18 protein-coding genes and 1 tRNA gene are annotated in these 18,543 nt (G+C 56.1%); 10 read left to right on the top strand and 9 right to left on the bottom strand.

The window, feature by feature from the left end; all coding sequences use genetic code 11:
* Positions 1-8: 8 nt before the first annotated feature.
* The gene (gene pilB / locus CTT34_RS09785; protein ID WP_159342265.1) at positions 9-1,766 is read right to left on the bottom strand and encodes a type IV-A pilus assembly ATPase PilB; all 1,758 of its coding nucleotides are present in this window, start codon (positions 1,764-1,766) and stop codon (positions 9-11) included.
* Between the two features lie 231 nt (positions 1,767-1,997).
* Here pilB and CTT34_RS18595 point away from each other — a divergent pair, with 231 nt between their 5' ends.
* The 4 genes from CTT34_RS18595 (at position 1,998) to CTT34_RS09765 (ending at position 4,350) form a co-directional block, all read left to right on the top strand.
* Positions 1,998-2,411, top strand: a complete 414-nt coding sequence (locus CTT34_RS18595) for a pilin (protein WP_159342264.1) — start codon at positions 1,998-2,000, stop codon at positions 2,409-2,411.
* Between the two features lie 438 nt (positions 2,412-2,849).
* Positions 2,850-3,281, top strand: coding sequence for an anti-virulence regulator CigR family protein (locus tag CTT34_RS09775; RefSeq protein ID WP_159342263.1), 432 nt, complete (start codon positions 2,850-2,852; stop codon positions 3,279-3,281).
* Between the two features lie 65 nt (positions 3,282-3,346).
* Positions 3,347-4,159, top strand: a complete 813-nt coding sequence (locus CTT34_RS09770; protein WP_159342262.1) for an inositol monophosphatase family protein — start codon at positions 3,347-3,349, stop codon at positions 4,157-4,159.
* Positions 4,160-4,273: 114 nt separating this feature from the next.
* Positions 4,274-4,350, top strand: a tRNA-Pro gene (locus CTT34_RS09765).
* 368 nt (positions 4,351-4,718) lie between these two features.
* On the opposite strand, the gene CTT34_RS09760 is transcribed toward CTT34_RS09765, so the two are convergent.
* The 3 genes from CTT34_RS09760 to ppnN form a co-directional block, all read right to left on the bottom strand.
* Entirely contained in the window at positions 4,719-4,919 is a 201-nt protein-coding gene (locus CTT34_RS09760) for a hypothetical protein (RefSeq protein ID WP_159342261.1), read from the bottom strand.
* Between the two features lie 119 nt (positions 4,920-5,038).
* Positions 5,039-5,767: a sulfite exporter TauE/SafE family protein gene (locus CTT34_RS09755; RefSeq protein ID WP_159342260.1), complete on the bottom strand. Its 729-nt coding sequence runs from the start codon at positions 5,765-5,767 to the stop codon at positions 5,039-5,041.
* Positions 5,768-5,815: 48 nt separating this feature from the next.
* On the bottom strand, positions 5,816-7,198 hold the full coding sequence (ppnN, locus tag CTT34_RS09750) for a nucleotide 5'-monophosphate nucleosidase PpnN (RefSeq protein WP_159342259.1): 1,383 nt from the start codon (positions 7,196-7,198) through the stop codon (positions 5,816-5,818).
* 213 nt (positions 7,199-7,411) lie between these two features.
* Here ppnN and CTT34_RS09745 point away from each other — a divergent pair, with 213 nt between their 5' ends.
* Positions 7,412-8,314, top strand: coding sequence for a LysR family transcriptional regulator (locus CTT34_RS09745; RefSeq protein ID WP_159342258.1), 903 nt, complete (start codon positions 7,412-7,414; stop codon positions 8,312-8,314).
* A 40-nt stretch (positions 8,315-8,354) separates the two neighbouring features.
* Here the strand turns inward: CTT34_RS09745 and gcvP are convergent, their stop codons facing one another.
* Together gcvP and gcvH are read right to left on the bottom strand one after the other, a co-directional pair.
* Positions 8,355-11,249, bottom strand: a complete 2,895-nt coding sequence (gene gcvP / locus CTT34_RS09740; protein WP_159342257.1) for an aminomethyl-transferring glycine dehydrogenase — start codon at positions 11,247-11,249, stop codon at positions 8,355-8,357.
* An 85-nt stretch (positions 11,250-11,334) separates the two neighbouring features.
* Positions 11,335-11,724, bottom strand: a complete 390-nt coding sequence (gene gcvH / locus CTT34_RS09735; protein ID WP_159342256.1) for a glycine cleavage system protein GcvH — start codon at positions 11,722-11,724, stop codon at positions 11,335-11,337.
* Between gcvH and CTT34_RS09730 the strand changes: the two genes are divergently transcribed.
* The 3 genes from CTT34_RS09730 (at position 11,723) to gcvT (ending at position 14,735) form a co-directional block, all read left to right on the top strand.
* Positions 11,723-11,920, top strand: a complete 198-nt coding sequence (locus tag CTT34_RS09730) for a hypothetical protein (RefSeq protein ID WP_159342255.1) — start codon at positions 11,723-11,725, stop codon at positions 11,918-11,920. The genes gcvH and CTT34_RS09730 overlap by 2 nt on opposite strands.
* A 208-nt stretch (positions 11,921-12,128) precedes the next feature.
* Positions 12,129-13,532 carry an alanine/glycine:cation symporter family protein gene (locus CTT34_RS09725; protein WP_159342254.1) on the top strand — a complete coding sequence of 468 codons (1,404 nt, stop codon included), beginning with the start codon at positions 12,129-12,131 and terminating at the stop codon, positions 13,530-13,532.
* A gap of 90 nt (positions 13,533-13,622) precedes the next feature.
* Positions 13,623-14,735, top strand: coding sequence for a glycine cleavage system aminomethyltransferase GcvT (gcvT, locus tag CTT34_RS09720; protein ID WP_159342253.1), 1,113 nt, complete (start codon positions 13,623-13,625; stop codon positions 14,733-14,735).
* 62 nt (positions 14,736-14,797) lie between these two features.
* Here the strand turns inward: gcvT and CTT34_RS09715 are convergent, their stop codons facing one another.
* Positions 14,798-15,820, bottom strand: coding sequence for a helix-turn-helix domain-containing protein (locus CTT34_RS09715; protein WP_159342252.1), 1,023 nt, complete (start codon positions 15,818-15,820; stop codon positions 14,798-14,800).
* Positions 15,821-16,072: 252 nt separating this feature from the next.
* Here CTT34_RS09715 and CTT34_RS09710 point away from each other — a divergent pair, with 252 nt between their 5' ends.
* Entirely contained in the window at positions 16,073-16,642 is a 570-nt protein-coding gene (locus CTT34_RS09710; protein WP_159342251.1) for a POTRA domain-containing protein, read from the top strand.
* Positions 16,643-16,730: 88 nt separating this feature from the next.
* Here CTT34_RS09710 and CTT34_RS09705 read toward each other — a convergent pair whose 3' ends face one another.
* Entirely contained in the window at positions 16,731-17,474 is a 744-nt protein-coding gene (locus CTT34_RS09705; protein WP_254436362.1) for a peptidoglycan DD-metalloendopeptidase family protein, read from the bottom strand.
* Positions 17,475-17,529: 55 nt separating this feature from the next.
* Here CTT34_RS09705 and CTT34_RS18590 point away from each other — a divergent pair, with 55 nt between their 5' ends.
* Positions 17,530-17,661 (top strand): hypothetical protein, encoded by a 132-nt coding sequence (locus tag CTT34_RS18590; RefSeq protein WP_285263369.1) that lies wholly within the window; start codon positions 17,530-17,532, stop codon positions 17,659-17,661.
* Here the strand turns inward: CTT34_RS18590 and CTT34_RS09700 are convergent.
* Positions 17,645-18,526, bottom strand: coding sequence for an acyltransferase (locus CTT34_RS09700; RefSeq protein ID WP_159342249.1), 882 nt, complete (start codon positions 18,524-18,526; stop codon positions 17,645-17,647). The two genes, CTT34_RS18590 and CTT34_RS09700, sit on opposite strands and share 17 nt — an antisense overlap.
* Positions 18,527-18,543 lie beyond the last annotated feature (17 nt).

Below are 18,543 nucleotides of genomic sequence, written 5' to 3'. Positions count from 1 at the left end.
GGGCGGCGTTACTCCTTACTGATTCGGTTGACTTCTTCCAGGCTGGTGCTGCCATCCAAGACTCGGCTGAGGCAGCTTTGGTAAAGGCTAGGGTAGCCCTCGCGACGCGCTTGCTGGTCGATCTCGATGGCGTTGCCATCGCGCATGATCAGTTGACGCATGTCATCGGTAATCGGCACTACCTCGTACACGCCTAACCGCCCTTTATACCCCTGGGTGCACTGCTTACAACCCACAGCTTTATAGATCGTCGCGTTGCGAATATCCTGCTGGTTGAAACCGGCTTTACGCAGCGCCTCAGCCGGAATGTCGGCCGGTGTTTTACACTGATTGCATAATTTGCGTGCTAATCGCTGTGCAATGATCAGGCTCACCGAACTGGCAATGTTATAAGTCGCCACCCCCATGTTCGCGAGACGGGCGAGCGTTTCTGCCGCCGAATTGGTATGGACGGTGGAGAGCACCAAGTGACCCGTTTGCGCCGCTTTGACCGCAATTTCCGCCGTCTCCAAATCACGAATTTCCCCCACCATGACCACATCGGGGTCTTGGCGAAGAAACGCCCGTAACGCACTAGCAAAGTTAAGCCCAATTTTAGGCAGCACGTTGACTTGGTTGATACCCGATACCTTGATCTCGACCGGATCTTCAGCGGTGCAGATATTGCGCTGCACTTGGTTCAATATGTTGATGCCGGTGTAAAGTGTCACCGTCTTACCGCTGCCCGTTGGCCCGGTCACCAAAATCATTCCTTGGGGTTTTTTCAACGCGTACTCGTAAGCGGCCTGCTGTTCAGGGCTAAAGCCGAGCTGGTCGATTCCAAGCTGGGCGGACGTGGGGTCCAATATCCGCAGCACTACTTTCTCCCCCCATACCGTGGGTAGGGAGTTGACCCGGAAATCGATGGAGCGGGTGCGTGAAAGCTGCAGCTTCAGAGCGCCATCTTGTGGCAAGCGACGCTCTGAAATATCCAGCCGGGACATGATCTTCAAGCGCGCTGCGATGCGGTGACGCAGCGCAAAGGGTGGTCGCGCGATTTCGACCAGCATTCCATCGATACGAAAACGAACCCGGTACTGGGTTTCATAGGGCTCGAAGTGAATGTCCGATGCGCCTCGGCTGATGGCATCGAGCAGGATCTTGTTGACGAATTTAACGACGGGGGCATCGTCACTATTCTGGGAGGCTTTGTCGAGCTCGACCTCATCTCCATCAGCGTGTTGGACGATGTTGAGCGCACTGACGGCATCGTCGATATTGTCTAGCTCATCGAGCATGCTGCGCTCGTTTTGAGCTAAGTACTGGACTAGCGTATTCCGCAACTGGTCAGCCGGTGCCAGTACACCATCGACACTAAGCCCGGTCGCGAACTGCAGCTCATCGAGCTGAGTCAGCGTGGCCGGGTAGGGCACGGCCACGGTCAAACGGTGGCCATGGCGAGCCAGGGGTAAGATATCCAGTCGCTCGAGTATTTTGACGGGATAGTCGCTGGCAGGCGGTAGGGCGCTGACGCGAATGGCCTCGAGATCCACCACCGGTAGGCCGTACTCCCACGCAGCCGCCACGGCCGCAGCATCCGCTTCGACAAGCCCGCTATCGATAACATGCTGTAGGAGAGATATCTCGAGTTCGGCCGCCGTACTCTCTGCCACAGTCGCTTGCGCATCGGTTAACAGGCCATGCTTGACCAGTCGTTTAGCAATGCCGCGTAACCCTCCGTTGAGGGCCGCATGGCTTAGCGTAGACTCCGGGGCGGTTTGGCTCATGGCGTTCTCGAAAGCTGGGTAATTGTGCTGAGAGTTGTACCATATTTGCCTGATGCGAGGTACTGATACAGCGCTTCCAAAGCACCGAAATAGGCTGAAAAAACGTCGTTGAACGGTTGAGAAACCTAGTTGCCAACCCTAGGGCGGTAAGCTACTGTAAGCCGTATGTTAGGCCTTGGTTCACTTACCTTTGGCTTGCTCATGACTCTAACACCGCAAGGGAAACTCGCAATGCAAACAACCCAACCCAACCAACCCCGCCGCTTCAAGAAGCAGCAGGGCTTCACCCTCATCGAACTGCTGATCGTTGTGGCGATTATCGGTGTGCTTGCTGCTGTGGGTGTGCCGCAGTATGGGAATTATCTGGATCGTTCTTCACTGAATGCATGTCAGGGCGAGCTTTCCGCGTTTCGCAGTGCTGTTTTAGCAGAGTCAACGCTCGAAGACAGTACAACAGTTACAATAGGAACAGATCTTGATTTTACTTTCCAGGCTTGTGTACTAGATGCTGGTAGCACGCCCACCGATCAAGAAGTAGCAGACGCCTTCATTTCATCGGGCAGTTTGACAGATCCCATCCAGTCAAACCGGGGGGCAGGTTCAATTGCTATCACAGATGGTTCTATCTTCCCGACTAACCCTTAATCCATAGAGGATAGTTTTTTACAAAGCCGCTGTTTAGCGGCTTTGTTATTAACATCTAAAGCCTGTGAATATAAAATAATTATTTTTTATATTGATTTTACTCACATTAAATTTCTTCTTGTTGTTACCAATGTGACTATCTTAGTGTGCATTAGTTTCCCCGCATTTTTATCCTACCTAGGCCGCTCTGCATTCAGCCTCCACTAGCAGGCTGAGCGCCTTTAAAGTCCAGCGTTTACCAATAGGTTCGTTGCTCACCTTCGTTCTCCTGATCACTGCACTATAGGATAGGAGGGGGCGCTTTAAGGAGCTCAGACTCAAGTTCCTGTAAATGGTACGATTGTATGTTGAGATGCACACTTTTGTTCACACTCCCTGCGCAATTGCCTTATATACTCAAAGCTCTTAGATAGATTAAATGCCTTGAAGGAGCCAGTTATGAGACCCATCGCCTTGGGCGTTTTACTCGCCACTCTGTTTTGGTATACAGCCGCTTCCGCACAGCCTGCCCATGCGCCTGCTCACGGTGCGCGAGACCACGGTAATGCCAAGCATCATCATGAACAGCGCCACCAGTATGAGCGCGACCAACGCTATGTCGATTTGCCGCGTATTAACGAGCGCGACCTTCTCAATTTACTGCGCCAGTACGATGCCCCTCGCGCCGAGCCACTGCCGCCGGGTATTCAGCGCCAATTAGAGCGCGGTAAGCCGCTGCCGCCTGGTATTGCCAAGCGCTTTGACGGCCCAATTGCTAACCAACTGCCCCGTTATCCCGGTTATGAATGGGAGCGTGTGGGGGCAGACGTGGTCTTGATTGAAGCCGCCACCCGCGTGGTCGTTGATGTGCTGGTAGATGCACTGCGCTAGCGCCTAAAAATGGCAGCGTTTATGCTGGGTGAATGATGACGTTAACCCAATGAAACGGAGCACCTATGGCGGCGATTACCCTGGAAGAGCGCTTAGCGTTGGCTGTGCGTATTGCAGAAGAAGCGGGGCAGATGATTCGTGATGCCCGCGAGCAGCAAACCTTTAGCCAGCGACTAAAGGCCGGTATCGAGCTAGTCACCGATGTGGATGTGGCGGTGGACAAGCTAATTAGCCAGCGCTTGGAAGAGCACTTCCCAGGAGAGGCTCGCCTGAGCGAAGAGCTAAACCCCGAAGAAGCGCTTCACAACCCCGCTGAGCAGCTGTGGGTCGTAGACCCCATCGATGGCACGGTGAATTTTGCCCAAGGCTTGCGTCATGTGGCGGTCTCCATCGGTTGGATTGAGCAGGGGGTTGGTAAGGTCGGTGTGGTGCATGCTCCCTTCCTGAACGACACCTTTAGCGCTGCCCAAGGGTTAGGCGCATTTTGTAACCAGCAGCCCATCACGCCAAGTGATGCCGATTCGCTGGAAAGCACGCTAGTGGGCACCGGCTTTCCCTACGACAAGGCGGCTCGTAAACAGTTACTACCCCGCCTTGAAGCAGCGTTAACCCATTGCCAAGATGTACGCCGTAACGGCTCAGCGGCGCTGGACATTTGCGATGTCGCCTGCGGCCGGTTGGACGCCTATTACGAAACTGTCTCCCCTTGGGATTTTGTAGCGGGTTGGGTTATCGCACGCGAAGCCGGTGCGCAAGTAGGACACCTTATTGATGTGCCTGCCAATGTTCCTGCTGATCTCTTTCCAGAGCAGCTCTTGGTCACCACGCCCAAGGTCTATGACGCTATGGCCACTTTGCTAAAAGAGGCAGACCGATAACGCTGCAACGTGCCTAACGGCAAGCATTTGAAAAGAAAGCGCAAAAAGGGCTTTTCATTTGGCTAATAAAGCGATAGTATACGCACCGTCTTGAGGCAAAAGCCATATAGACATCGGAGTGTGGCGCAGCTTGGTAGCGCGTTGCAATGGGGTTGCAAAGGTCGCAGGTTCGAATCCTGTCACTCCGACCAATACTGAAAAGCCGCTTCGTTCATCGAAGCGGCTTTTTTGTGTCGTGTCACGGATAAAAACTGGCCTTTCTCAAGGCCAGACTTATATTAGTTACCGGCGGTGGTCGCGGGAAGAATGGGGGTGTCGTGAAGCATTGCGGCTTGAAGATGGCGACGACGCACCTGAAGGGCGCTTTTGTTGACCGCGTAAGTCGTTCCAGGCAGCTTTGGCCTTTTGACGATTAGCTGGCTTGCGAAGCCAGTTGAAGAGGGCCATCACTACCCATTTTCTCATGTGAACCTCCTTGTTCCATTGCGCCGAATCTGTATTTTTGACTGACCCGCCTGCTTGATGTTCCTTCATCAGCCAAGCGTAACCGCATGCGATGTTAGCCTTGCGCTTTGTGATCGGCGAGCGCTGCTGCAACGGCTTCTTCCCACTGTCCGGCAGTGATGCCCCAGTGCTCCATTTCCGCTTGATCTGGCGCGCCTTCTGCCGCGCTGTTGAGTTCCTCGGGAGAGTAGCGCTCGAAACAGTGCTTGGCGAAAGCTTTGGTTTTGCCATCTTGCAGTTGGTCGATCATTTCCATGTCGTGCTCCTTTCCTTGTCAATACGTGATACGCATCGTCTGCACGCCAATGTCTGCGGCGCGATGTGTCGATTCAGTGTAGCGGTTAATGAGCCATCGTGCAGAGGCCCGGTCGTTGATCATGCCAGCCATGCGTCGACGATGATTTTCACGGCAATGCTGGCTAACAAGCACATGATCATATTGTCGAACCAGCGGTGCGGCAGGCGCTGTCCTAAGCGAGCGCCTAAAGGCATACCGACAAGAATCACCATTAGCGCCCCCAGGCTGTAGACGAAGCGCTCAGCTGTGAGGATGCCTGCGCTGAGAAGAGCGGGAATTTGTACCAGCGTTATCGCGACGAAAAACACCGAAATGGAGCCGATGAAGACGCGGCGCTCCAGCTGCATGGCGTTCAAGAACGTGACCGATGCCGGGGCCGACATGCCGGCAGCGCCCTGTAACACGCCAGCTAACACCCCGACGGGTAGGACGATGCGCTCGGCCATGGATAAAGGCAATGCGGTCGCTCGTCGCGAGAGCTTGACGGCTAGGTACAGCACAATGGCGCCTGCGACCCCCAGCGACAGGTACTCCGGTGCCAGGACGACAAGGCCCCACGTGCCCAAAACGATGCCAGCGCCACCGGCCATGGCAAATGCCATCAAGAAGCGCCAAGGCAACAGATGGGTGCGGTATTGCCATACCTGAAGGGCATTGCTGAACAGATTAGGGGCGACCAAGACTGCAATGGCCAGTTTGACGTCGTAAAGCATGGTCAACACTGGCACGACCACCACCGGCACGCCGGAACCAATCGCGCCTTTGATGATGCCTGCAATGACAAGCGTAAGCAGTGCAATGATCACGGCATGGACTCTCAGGCAGGCACTGAAGTGCCTGCCAGGTGGTTAAGGCTATTTCAGAACGTAGCAGGGCGTATAGGGCTGGCCATCCAGCTTCATGCGGCCTTGGGCAACAAACGAACTCAGCAGAGCATCCAGCCGCTGCATGAGCTCTGGTTCGGCAGTGAGCTCGAAGGGGCCATGCGCTTCGATGGCGCGGATGCCGGGTTCCTTGACGTTACCCGCCACGATGCCCGAGAAGGCGCGGCGCAAATTGGCCGCTAGTTCATGCGTGGGTTGCTGACGGTGCAGCGCTAGACCGCGCATTGCTTCGTGGGTAGGCTCGAAGGGGGCCTGAAATTCGCGAGCAATGGTCAAGCGCCAGTTGTAGTAAAAGGCATCCTGATGCTGGCGGCGGAAATCGGCGATCTGGTCGATACCGTCGCGCATTTTGCGGGCCACGGCCACTGGGTCGCCGGTAATGATGGTGTAGTAGCGGCGAATCTCTTCGCCCAGGGTGTACACCAGAAATTCATCGATTTTCTGGAAGTAGGCGGATGCGCTCGCTGGACCGGTGAAGATGAGAGGGAAGGGAATCTCTTGGTTGCTGGGGTGCAACAGAATACCTAGTAGGTAGAGGATCTCTTCGGCGGTACCCACGCCGCCAGGGAAGACGATGATGCCGTGGCCCAGGCGGACGAACGCTTCCAGACGCTTCTCGATATCCGGCATGACTACGAGTTCGTTGACGATAGGGTTGGGCGCTTCGGCGGCGATGATGCCAGGCTCTGAAATACCCAAGTAGCGGCCATCTTTGCGCCGCTGTTTGGCATGCGCCACGTTGGCGCCCTTCATGGGTCCTTTCATGGCTCCAGGGCCGCAGCCAGTGCAAATGTCCAGATCGCGCAAGCCCAGGTGGTAACCCACATCCTTGGTATATTCGTACTCTTCACGGGAAATGGAGTGACCGCCCCAGCACACCACGAGACTTGGGTCGCGGCCCGGTTTGAGGGTGCCTGCCTTGCGTAAAATGTGAAACACCGCGTTGGTCGTGCCTTCGCCCGTGGTCAGGTCGAAACGGTTGTGGTGTTGAATCTCGTTATAGACATACACGATATCGCGAATGATCGACGAGAGATGTTCACGAATGCCGCGAATCATGCGCCCGTCTACGAAGGCCTCTGCGGGCGCATTGGTGAGCTTCAGCCGAATGCCGCGATCTTGTTGCAGTACCTCGATGTCAAAATCTTTGTAGGCTTCCAGGATGGCTAAGCTGTCATCGGTAGGGCTGCCGCAATTGAGGACGGCAAGCGCGCATCGGCGCAATAAATCGTGCAAACCACTTTTGGACGTGCTCTTGAGCCGGTTGACCTCATGCTGTGAAAGAACTTCGAGGCTGCCTTCAGGAGAAATAATGCTGGAAATCGTGGCACGAGGCGCTGGGGTCTGCGTCATTAGTCTGGCTATCCCTAAGAGTGTTCGTAACGAAACTGCATACTAGCACGCTGCTGGGTGCGGTTCAGCAATGGGGCTAAGCGACCGTCTTGGTAGCGTTTGTGCTACTCTAGGGCCCTGCAAGTGCGCACGGTAGGCGGGTCGGGATGGTGACGTTAGCGACCCATATCAGCGTCTTACGATGATGGATAATGAGGATGTTGCTCAAACCCTATGTTTAATGCCCAATATTTTCGGACGTTTATAACGTTAGTGGAAACCGGCAGTTTCACACGAACGGCGCGTCGTCTAGAGATGACGCAGCCTGGGGTTAGCCAGCATATTCGTAAGTTGGAAAGCTATCTTGGCAAAACGCTGTTAGAGCGCCGTGGCAGAAGTTTTACGCTAACCGAATCGGGGCGCCGTGCTTACGATTACGCGTTGAAGCTATTCGCCGAACATGAGCAGTTTCGCCATGGCTTAGATGACGATTCCCTGGACAGCGGCGAGTGTCGAATCGCCTCTCCCGGTAGCGTCGGGCTGATGTTCTACCCCTACATTTTGGGGCAGCAGCAAATGCACCCTAATCTCACGGTCAACTATAGCTTTGCGTTCAACCATGAGATCGTCAACGACCTGCTAGAAGGCCGCTACGATATCGGTATCGTGACCGAGCAGGTCAATCACCCGGAACTCAACTGTACGGTGTGGCATAAAGAGCCACTCTGCTTAGTCGTGCCTGCCGATTTTGCAGGCAGCACGCTGTCGGAGCTGATGGGCATTGGCTTCATCAATTACTACGATGGCATCAATCACGCCAATGCGCTGTTGCGAGCCAACTATCCCGATGAGTTTCGCTCCATGACGCACTTTCGCCACCAGGGGTTCACCAACGAAGTCAGCATGGTGTTGGATGCCGTGGCGAGGGGGCTGGGCTTTACGGTGGTCTCGCGCTTAGTGCTCGAAACGTCACCCTGGCAGCGGCAGGTAAAGGCGTTGGCGCTTCCGCAAGCGATCAACGAAGTGCTCTATCTTCTTCGCCGCCAAGACTCCGTCTTGCCCAAGCGCTATGAGAAGCTGCTCAACGGTTTTCATGATCAGCGCTTGCAAGAAAAAACGCCCCTGGTCCCCGAATGAGAGAGACCAGAGGCGTTATTTACAGCGCTAACGTCATCGATTAATGGCGATACTCATCGATACTGGGGCAGGAGCAGATCAACTGGCGATCACCAAAGACGTTATCGACCCGGTTGACCGAAGGCCAGTATTTAGAGGCCATCACCGCCTCAGTGGGGAAAGCGCCTAGCTGACGATCATAAGGACGCTCCCACGCGCTATCCATCAGATCGGCTTGGGTGTGGGGCGCATTGACCAGCGGGTTATTATCCAGCGGCCATTCACCGCTCTCTACCCGTGCAATCTCTTCCCGAATGGAAATCATGGCATCGCAGAAACGATCGATTTCGTAAAGCGATTCAGACTCCGTCGGCTCGATCATCAGCGTACCCGGCACCGGGAACGACATGGTCGGCGCGTGGAAGCCGTAATCCATCAAGCGTTTAGCGATATCCTCTTCGCTGATGCCAGATGCGCTCTTCAGCGGGCGGATATCGATGATGCACTCATGGGCAACCGTACCGTTCTGGCCGCGATAGAGAATCGGATAGGACGCTTCTAAACGCTTAGCAATATAGTTGGCGTTCAGAATGGCCAGCTCGGTGGCTTCGCGCAGGCCACGGGCTCCCATCATTTTGATGTACGCCCACGAGATCGGCAGGATGGAGGCGCTGCCAAAGGCTGCTGCCGACACAGCACCGCTCTCAGGGTTGACGCCGTTGATGGGGGTCACCACATGATTGGAAACGAACGGCGCCAAGTGGGCCTTTACGCCGATCGGGCCCATGCCGGGGCCGCCGCCGCCGTGGGGAATGCAGAACGTTTTATGCAGGTTTAGGTGAGACACGTCGCCGCCGAAGTCGCCAGGGCGAGTGAGGCCAACCTGAGCATTCATGTTCGCGCCATCGACGTACACTTGACCACCGTGTTGGTGAACCACTTCACACACTTTCCGAACGTGCGACTCGAATACGCCATGGGTCGACGGGTAGGTAATCATTACCGCTGACAGCCGCTCGCTGTGCTGCTCGGCTTTGCGGGTCAAGTCGTCCAAGTCGATGTTACCGTTCGCGTCACACTCGACGACGACCACGTCCATGCTCAGCATGGCGGCGGAGGCTGGGTTCGTGCCGTGAGCGGAGCTAGGAATCAAGCACACGTCGCGATGAGCTTCACCTTGCGCAGCCTGATAGCGGCGAATCGCCAGCAGACCCGCGTATTCCCCTTGGGCACCCGAGTTGGGCTGCATAGAGATATGGTCATAACCGGTCACTTCGACCAGGAAAGCTGCCAGCTCATCAATCATCTGATGGTAGCCCGCTACTTGGTCGCGAGGCGCAAACGGGTGCAGGTTGGCAAACGCAGGCCAGGAGACAGGAATCATCTCGCTAGTCGCGTTGAGCTTCATGGTGCACGAACCCAGCGGGATCATGGCATGGGCCAGCGACAAATCTTTGTTTTCAAGGCGCTTCAAGTAGCGCAGCATCTCCGTTTCACTGCGGTAGCGCTTGAACGTGGGATGAGTGAGGAAGTCACTGTTCCGCTGGTAAGCCGCTGGAATGCCGCTGAGCTGGTCGGCAATGACCTGCTCGTCCAGCGCGGCCACTGCCAAGCCATGTTCATCGCCCAGCAGCACATCGAATAGCGCGGCGACATCGTGGGCAGTGGTCGTTTCATCCAGGCTAATACCCACATCACCATTGGCGAAGTAGTGCAGGTTGATGTCGTGGGTCATGGCGCGGCCATGAATTTTGCCGGCGTCTACCTGGGTGAGGCGTAGCGTATCGAACCAAGTCTCGTTGGCGAGTTGAACGCCGGCCTGCTGCAGGCCGGTAGCCAGCACGGTGGTCAGGCGGTGAACGCGACCCGCGATCTTGCGTAGCCCTTCAGCGCCATGATACGTGGCATAGAAGCCGGCGATATTGGCTAGCAGCGCTTGCGCGGTACAAATGTTCGAGGTCGCTTTCTCACGGCGAATGTGCTGCTCGCGGGTCTGCATAGCCATGCGCAGTGCCGTTTTGCCTCGGCTGTCTTTGGAGACGCCGATGATTCGCCCGGGAATCGACCGCTTGAGTTTGTCGGAGGTGGCAAAGAAAGCGGCATGGGGCCCACCAAAGCCCATGGGCACGCCAAAGCGCTGGGAGTTACCTACGACGATATCGGCTCCCATCGCGCCAGGCTCTTTCAGCAACACCAGACTGAGCAGATCGGTCGCTACACACGTCATGATGCCGCGCTCTTGGGCCGCCTTGAGCATCGGCGAGAGGTCGGTAATGCGGCCGCTGGCAGACGGGTACTGCACTAAGGCACCAAACACATCGTGCTCGGCAAGACGCTCGGCGGGGCCGGTAATCAGCTCGAAACCAAAGAACTCGGCACGGGTTTTGACGACGTCCAGCGTTTGCGGAAAGAGGTCGTCTGCTACGAAGAAAGCGTTTGACTTGCTCTTTTTATTGCCACGCTTACATAGCGCCATGGCTTCTGCGGCGGCGGTGGCTTCATCCAGCAGAGAAGCATTGGCAAGCTCCATGCCGGTCAGGTCCATGATGACCTGTTGAAAATTCAAAAGGCCTTCCAAACGACCCTGAGAGATTTCGGGTTGATAAGGTGTATAAGCGGTATACCAGCCGGGATTTTCTAGCACGTTGCGCTGAATCACCGCAGGCATATGGGTATTGTAATAGCCCTGACCAATATAACTTTTAGTGACACGATTTTGACGGGCGAGTTGGCTCAGGTACTCCAACGCTTCCGCTTCACTGCGTGGGTCGTCGAGGTCAAGTTCACGGCCAAGGCGAATGTCGCTTGGCACGGTTTGCTCAATCAGGTCTTCCATGCGCTGCATGTTGAGCGCTTTTAACATGGTGGCGACATCGTCGGGGCTAGGCCCGTTATGACGTTTGATAAAAGCATCGTGGTCGGCCAGTTCGGCCAAACGGCGTGATTCAAAAGGCATGGGGAGATTCCGGACGTGATGAAAAAACCGTGCAGAGGCGATCAAGAAGCGCCTGCCAACAGGGCAGGCGCTTCAACGACGTAGTTTAGTCGTCGGCGCTCAGCGTCGCTTGATACGCATCGGCGTCTAATAAACCTTCGAAGGCTTGGTCGTTAACGCGAACCTTCATGATCCAGCCGCCTTCATAAGGGGCTTCGTTGACCGTTTCAGGAGCGTCTTCGAGAGCTTCGTTGACTTCCACCACTTCACCGTCGACGGGGGCATAAAGGTCAGAAGCGGCTTTCACGGACTCGATGACACCGAACTCTTTACCTTTCGTCAAAGCTTGACCCACTTCGGGCAGCTCGACGAAAACCACGTCGCCCAGCGCTTCTTGCGCGTGGTCGGTGATTCCAACGGTCACGGTGCCGTCTTGGTTGTCCAGCACCCACTCGTGGCTGGCGGCGTAACGAAGATTGGCAGGAAGATTGCTCATGGTGATTCCTTTTCAAGTCAGTGGACAGAACAACGGCATACTAGCGTTTGTCGTTCGCCTTGGCGACTGCGGCCCGCGCGACAGCGCGCGTGAATGCGCCTATGGTACCGTGTTTCTTATTGGAAACAAGTTTCTTCATTGTCGCCAAAAGGCGAAGAAGGGCGCTTCTTTTTCCTGGGTTTCAGGCGTCTGGTGAGTTTCATAAAGGGGAGCTTTCTCTGCCATCAAGCGACATTGGCGTGGAAGCGCTCTTATAAAATGGTGTAAAACATACCCATCATGCGTTTTTCCAGCGTGAATTAAGCGCTATGGTAGAGACGCTTGGTGATTTCATCTGCCGGTGAGTGGATGAACAACCTAACCTTCATAACAAATGCATGAATCAATTGGGTAAGGAGAGTCGCGTGGAAACATTAACCAGCCTATTAGGGGCCATTAACGGGATCGTATGGGGCCCGTTAATGCTGATCCTGCTATTGGGGGTCGGTATTTACCTGCAAATTGGCTTGAAACTGATGCCGATCCGCAAACTCGGCATGGGTTTCAAGCTAATGTGGCAAGGCCGAGATGCCAAGCCGTCCGATAAAACCCCGGCTCAGCCAAGCGATGAGGGGGAAATCTCTCCCTTTAACGCGCTGATGACGGCGCTGTCTGCGACGATTGGCACCGGTAACATCGCCGGTGTGGCGACCGCCATCGCGCTCGGTGGCCCTGGAGCCGTGTTCTGGATGTGGATCACCGCGCTGGTGGGTATGGCGACCAAGTTCGCTGAAGCCGTGTTGGCGGTACGCTATCGGGAAACCGACAGTACCGGCTATCACGTGGGCGGGCCGATGTTCTACATCAAGAATGGCTTGGGCCGTAAGTGGCTGTGGCTAGGCGGGCTGTTCTCGTTCTTTGGCGCAGTGGCGGCCTTCGGGATTGGTAATACCGTACAGTCCAACTCCGTGGCGGACGCCATGGATGCCACCTTCGGTGTTCCGCACTGGTTGACCGGTGTCATCATCATGGTGCTTGCTGGGGCGGTAATTCTGGGCGGCATCAAACGTATTGCCAAGGTGGCTGGTAAACTGGTGCCGGTAATGGGCATCGCGTACGTCATTGCCGGCCTGCTGGTGCTGATCGTCAATGCGGGCCAAATTGGTGATGCCTTTGGACTGATCTTCTACTACGCCTTCAATCCCATGGCCGCAGCCGGTGGTTTTGCAGGTGCCGCTGTGATGGCCGCCATTCGCTTCGGTGTAGCGCGCGGTATCTTCTCCAACGAGGCCGGTCTGGGGAGTGCGCCTATTGCTCACGCAGCGGCTCAGACGAAGAATCCGGTCCGCCAGGGCTTGATTGCCATGCTGGGGACGTTCATCGACACTATCATCGTCTGCACCATCACCGCGCTGGTCATTCTGACCTCGACGGTCTGGATGGAAGGTGAAGCGGGCGCTTCGCTCACTGCGCTCTCCTTTGATGCGGCACTGCCTGGTTTTGGTAATCAAATCGTGGCCATTGCGCTGGCGATCTTTGCGTTCACCACGATTCTTGGCTGGTCGTTCTACGGTGAGAAATGTTGCCAGTTCCTGTTTGGCACTCGCTCCATCATGCTTTACCGCGTGTTGTTCGTGCTGGCCATTCCGCTGGGTGCTATTGCACAGCTGGGCTTTATCTGGCTGATGGCGGACACCTTCAATGCCATGATGGCGATTCCCAACCTCATTGCCTTGGCACTGCTGTCCCCCGTTGTCTTTAAGCTGACTCGGGATTATTTTGCAGGTAAGGACGTGCTGCCGGGCGAAGCCCTGGATCATGATAAATAAGGTCTGCTCCTTAGCAGGCGATGCACGATGTATTAGAGCCGGGAAGCCTTGTCAGGCTTCCCGTTTCTCTTTCTTGATAGAGGACATGCCATGACTGATCTGAACCGAACGCCACTTCATGCGCTGCACATTCAGCTCGGTGCCAAGATGGTGCCGTTCGCTGGATACGAGATGCCGGTGCAGTATCCGTTAGGGGTGAAAAAAGAGCACGAGCACACCCGTCAGCGCTGCGGACTCTTTGATGTGTCGCACATGGGGCAGATTTTGGTGTCCGGTGAGCAGGTCGCCGAAGCGCTGGAAAGCCTGATTCCCGCAGATTTGGTGGGATTGGAAAAAGGGCAGCAGCGATATGGTCTCTTTACCAGTACTGACGGCGGTATTCTCGACGACCTGATGGCCGTCAACGCGGGGGATCACTTCTACTTGGTAGTGAACGCGGCGTGTAAAGAGCAGGATATCGCCCATTTACGCGCCAATTTGGGTAGCACCCATCAGATCGACGTACTGGACCGGGGGTTGCTGGCGCTTCAAGGACCCCAAGCGCGTGACGTGATGCAGCGCCTCTGCCCGCAAGCCTGCGAATTGACGTTCATGCAACATGGCCGTTACACGCTGGCGGGTTGTGAGGTGTGGATCAGCCGCAGTGGATACACCGGCGAAGATGGCTTCGAGGTGTCGGTTGCGGCGGAGGAGAGTCAGGCGTTAGCAGAGGCACTATTGGCTGAGCCAGAAGTGGAGGCCATTGGTTTGGGCGCTCGAGATTCACTGCGCCTGGAGGCAGGCCTATGTTTGTATGGTCACGATATGGACCCGCATACCACGCCCGTCGAAGCCAGTTTGATCTGGGCCATTGGTAAACCCCGTCGGCGAGGCGGAGAGCGGTCAGCGGGCTTCCCTGGCGCCGATGTGATTTTGCACCAAGTGGAAGCTAAAGATCACTCACGCAAGCGGGTTGGCTTGCTAGGGGAAGGGCGAGCGCCGGTACGTGAAGGGAGCTTGCTGGTCGACGAAGCTGGGACAGAGATCGGCGTGGTAACGTCCGGTGGTTTCGGGCCTAGCGTCGGCAAGCCTGTGGCCATGGGGTACGTGTCTCGGGAGTGGGAAGCTCCGGGCACGACCGTGTATGCACTGGTGCGTGGCAAGCAACTCCCCATGAGTGTCGCGCCCATGCCGTTTGTGACGCCTGGCTACTATCGAGGTTAAGTCATATTGGAATGAAGCCCTTGCCACGCAAGGGCTTTTTTATGTTCATACCATCACAGGTCTTACAGCTGCCGAAACCAGCCTAAATGGGCTCTCTGTATGTCGGCTTCCTCTTCGAAAGGCAGCGTCTTCGCTGACAGGCATAGTTCACGAACTTGGCGAGGGGGCAAGCCGAACGCTTGCACGAACAGCCGACTAAAGCTCGCGGCCTCCAGGCCACACTGATCGGCGACCTGGGAGATCCGTAAATGGCGATAGCGCGGTTCCAATAGATAGCGACGTGCTCTGATGAGGCGTCGCTTGCGAATGTAGCCAGCCACCCCACCCATTGGCTCGAATAACCGATATAGAGAGGCGCGCGCCAGCCCAAAGCGTTGTGACAAGGCAAGTGGTGAGAGGGAGTGATCGTGCAGATGACGCTCGATATAGAGACACAGCCGGCCCAGTAGCGGGTGTTCCTTTTCATGCTGTGTCCCGCTGCCAAGGGTTTGGGAGAGGGCGCGTACTAAGAGATGCGCACTCTCCTCACCATAGAACGCCACATCGTTGGCATGTAACGTGTCACTGCACGCGATGAGTTCCTTGAGATGAACGCCGAGTAATCGAGCAGCGGGCTGGCGATGATTGATGACTTGGCCGTGCAGGGCCGAAGGCTCTTCGAGCCAGGCTGCACGGGGCAAAATCCAGGAGAGGATCGAGGCGGGCCGCTCGATGCACACAGCGCTCTCTTGCAGTAGGTCGAGTAACAGAATGTCGCCAGAGCGGGCGGTGACTTCGCCGAACGGCGTGACGCAGAGTAGCTCTCCGTTCAGCACTAGATCGACCATCAGATAGTCCATATCCCCCTGACTCAAGCTCGCTGCCTGACGAAGAATGCGCTGGGGCGACAAGTGCATGACGACCCCGATCAAACCAGCAAAATGGTGCGTCGTCACGTCCCAAGCCAAGCGCGCGACCTGCTCTTTGGAGAAGCAGGTCGCGAAGTTGAGGGTGGCTTGCATGCGAAGTTGCCACTCATCCAAACAAGTCATGCCCGGCAATAATTGTTGGGAGGTGGTGCGCACGATACGTTCAGAGATGGTCACTAAGATTCCCCTATCGCTCTCAGATGGCGATGTCGTGGATTGATTATCAGCGAATCCCAGCGTTTTGTGCAAAACGTCTCAATTTGTAAGCAGTGTGTCTCAATGGTAACAAAAGCGGTTGCGAGCAGTGGAGAGATGAACCAACAATTCGCTTACGCGCTAGACACTTACCGACTATTCACCATCAGTTGCCTGCCCTAGCGTCACGTGAAGTTTCTCGTTCATCTCCACTAACGAATGGTTAACGGTCTCATGGCTCACGAAGACACTTCTTATATCGATACGGTGTTTGCTGCAGATGAACACCCAAGTCGACCTTCCCCACTATTCAGAAACGTCAGTCAGTACGGTTTGGGGTGGATGGCGGCGCTCGTGCTGGGCGGCATCGTGTATACACTTTCGGCGCAAGCGCAAATTGCCACAGATAGCGGTGACCTGTACCGCATTGTGCAGGAGGAAGTCTCGTTGACGGTTTTGTCGCTGGATGCCTCTCCTCAGGCTTTCCTTCAAGGCGGAGACCTCCAAACCGTCTTTCAGCGCATCGAAATCGAAGGAGCGAGTCTCATTTCACCCGGAGAGCTGACCCATCATCTGGCGTCTTGGTTAAACCAGCCGTTGGGGCTCGAACAGATACATGCCGCCGCTAAAACACTGGATGGGGTATATCGTAGCCGTGGCTGGCGCGCACGGACCCGTTTGGTCAAACAGGACTTGTATAGCGGCACACTACGGCTACGTATCATCGAAGAGGGCCGTGGCCGACAGCAACTGGCCGTCCTCGATAGTGACGATTCTTCGTATCCGAATACGCCCCTCAAGTAGCGAGACTTTCCCAGCGGCTCGCTTAGAAGTAGCCGCTAGGAAAGTCATAAATAGGTATCGCTGACGCGCCTGGCAGCGCAATACTGAGTTAGCGCAATACTTGGCGTGGATCGATGGGTTTGCCTCCCTGGCGCAAATCGAACAGCAGGTCATAACGCTGTGTCGCGTTACTTTGCCCCACCTCGCAGAGCTCGTCACCCGTACTCACTTGGTCGCCAACACGCACCAGAATTTGCTCGCAAAGCGCGTAGACGGTCTGCAAATTATCCGCGTGATGCACGATGACGACATCGCCCAACTGGCGCATGCTGTCTGCGAAACGCACTTCGCCTGGAGCCACGGCTTTCGCACGTGCGCCTGCCTGTGTGGCGAGTAGCATCGGTTGTAGAGTGCCTCGGCTATCAGCGCCAAAGCGACGCACGACGCGATAATCCTCTAGCGGCCAAGGCCAGCGGCGCGCAGAGGCCGGCAGACTAGCGCTGGGGGTTGGCGCAGAAGTCGACGTGGAAGCGCTCGAAGAACGAGTGTTCCGTGTGGGGCTACTGGAGCTGCTAGACGGGGGCCTAGCCGTGCTGCTGAGCGGGACGCTGATGATTTGACCCACTCGCAGCGCCGTCGGCGAGGTGCCCTGATTGGCACTTTGGATGCGCCCGGAGGTGGTGCCAAAATGGCGAGCGACGCCTGAAAAAGTGTCGCCAGGGCGAATTTGATAGCGGTAAGGGCCACCGGAGGGCGCGCGCTCTTGTTGGGTGGGAATCAGCAGACGCTGGCCCACGGCCAAACGCCGTGGGTCGACGCCAGGGTTGAAGCGCTCGAGCCTTTCGAGTGGCACGTTGGCTCGTGCCGCTAGCTGACCTAACGTATCGCCTCGCCTAACGGCGACCCAGTTGCCGCCTATGGCACTCGCCGTGCTGGCCGCGGGCACGCGTTGGCTAGACGTGGGTGTGGAGCTGGCGCAGCCAGCCAACATGCTTGCCAGTACGCACATCGTCAGCCAGTGGCTTAGTCGTGGTCGCTGAGTCGGTCTAGCAAGGTATCTTTTTCCTGCCAGAGTGAATTGATCCATGCGTGGAAGCGTTCCTTGTGCTGCGGTTCGTCATGGTAGTTAGCAGTCTGCATCCACTCAGGAATGGCGAGCTGCCGAGCTTCAAGCGTAATGGGGGCTTCTTTACCGCATAAAAAGCCCATGAAAGTAGGCGAAGGGTGGGTATAGCTGATGGTGACATCCAAAATACCATCCAATTGATCCCCCAACAGGCTCAGCACTTGGGCAATGCCACCGGCTTTAGGGCGCAGCAAGTGCTGAAAAGGGCTCTGTTGGGCTTCGCGTTTGGCAACGGTGAAGCGGGTGCCCTCGACAAAATTGAAGATCGCAATGGGCGCATGTCGCGCCTGACGACACATCCGTTCGGTGGAGGCGCGGTCGACGGTGGCGAGCTTGGGGTTTCGCGCGATCTGTTCTCGGCTAAACCGACGCATGAAAGGAAACTCGAGCGCCCAAAAGGCGAGCCCCACGATAGGAATCCAAATGAGCTGATGCTTGAGGAAGAAGCGGGGCATGGGGATCCGACGGTGCAATGCCATGAACAGAATAAAAATGTCCGTCCAGCTCCGGTGGTTAGAGATCACTAACCACCACTGCTCTGGGCTCAAGGTGTCCGGTACCTTGATCGACACGTTAGGTTTCAGCCAGCGTCGCATCCACCACAAGTTAACGCCGATCCAATTGAGCGCCACGGCGCAGAGGCCTTTCAGGAGCCACTCCTTTTGCCGCCGCCCAGGGACGATGACCTTCAGCAGCGTCAACAGAATCAGGGGAACACCCCAAAACAGCGTGTTCAACGTTAGCAGCACGATGCTAACGCCCCCTTTGATGATTGGCATACCACGATCCTCACAGC

It is taken from the genome of Halomonas meridiana (assembly GCF_009846525.1).
GTDB lineage: Bacteria > Pseudomonadota > Gammaproteobacteria > Pseudomonadales > Halomonadaceae > Vreelandella.
This window is presented reverse-complemented; position numbering and strand designations above follow the sequence as displayed.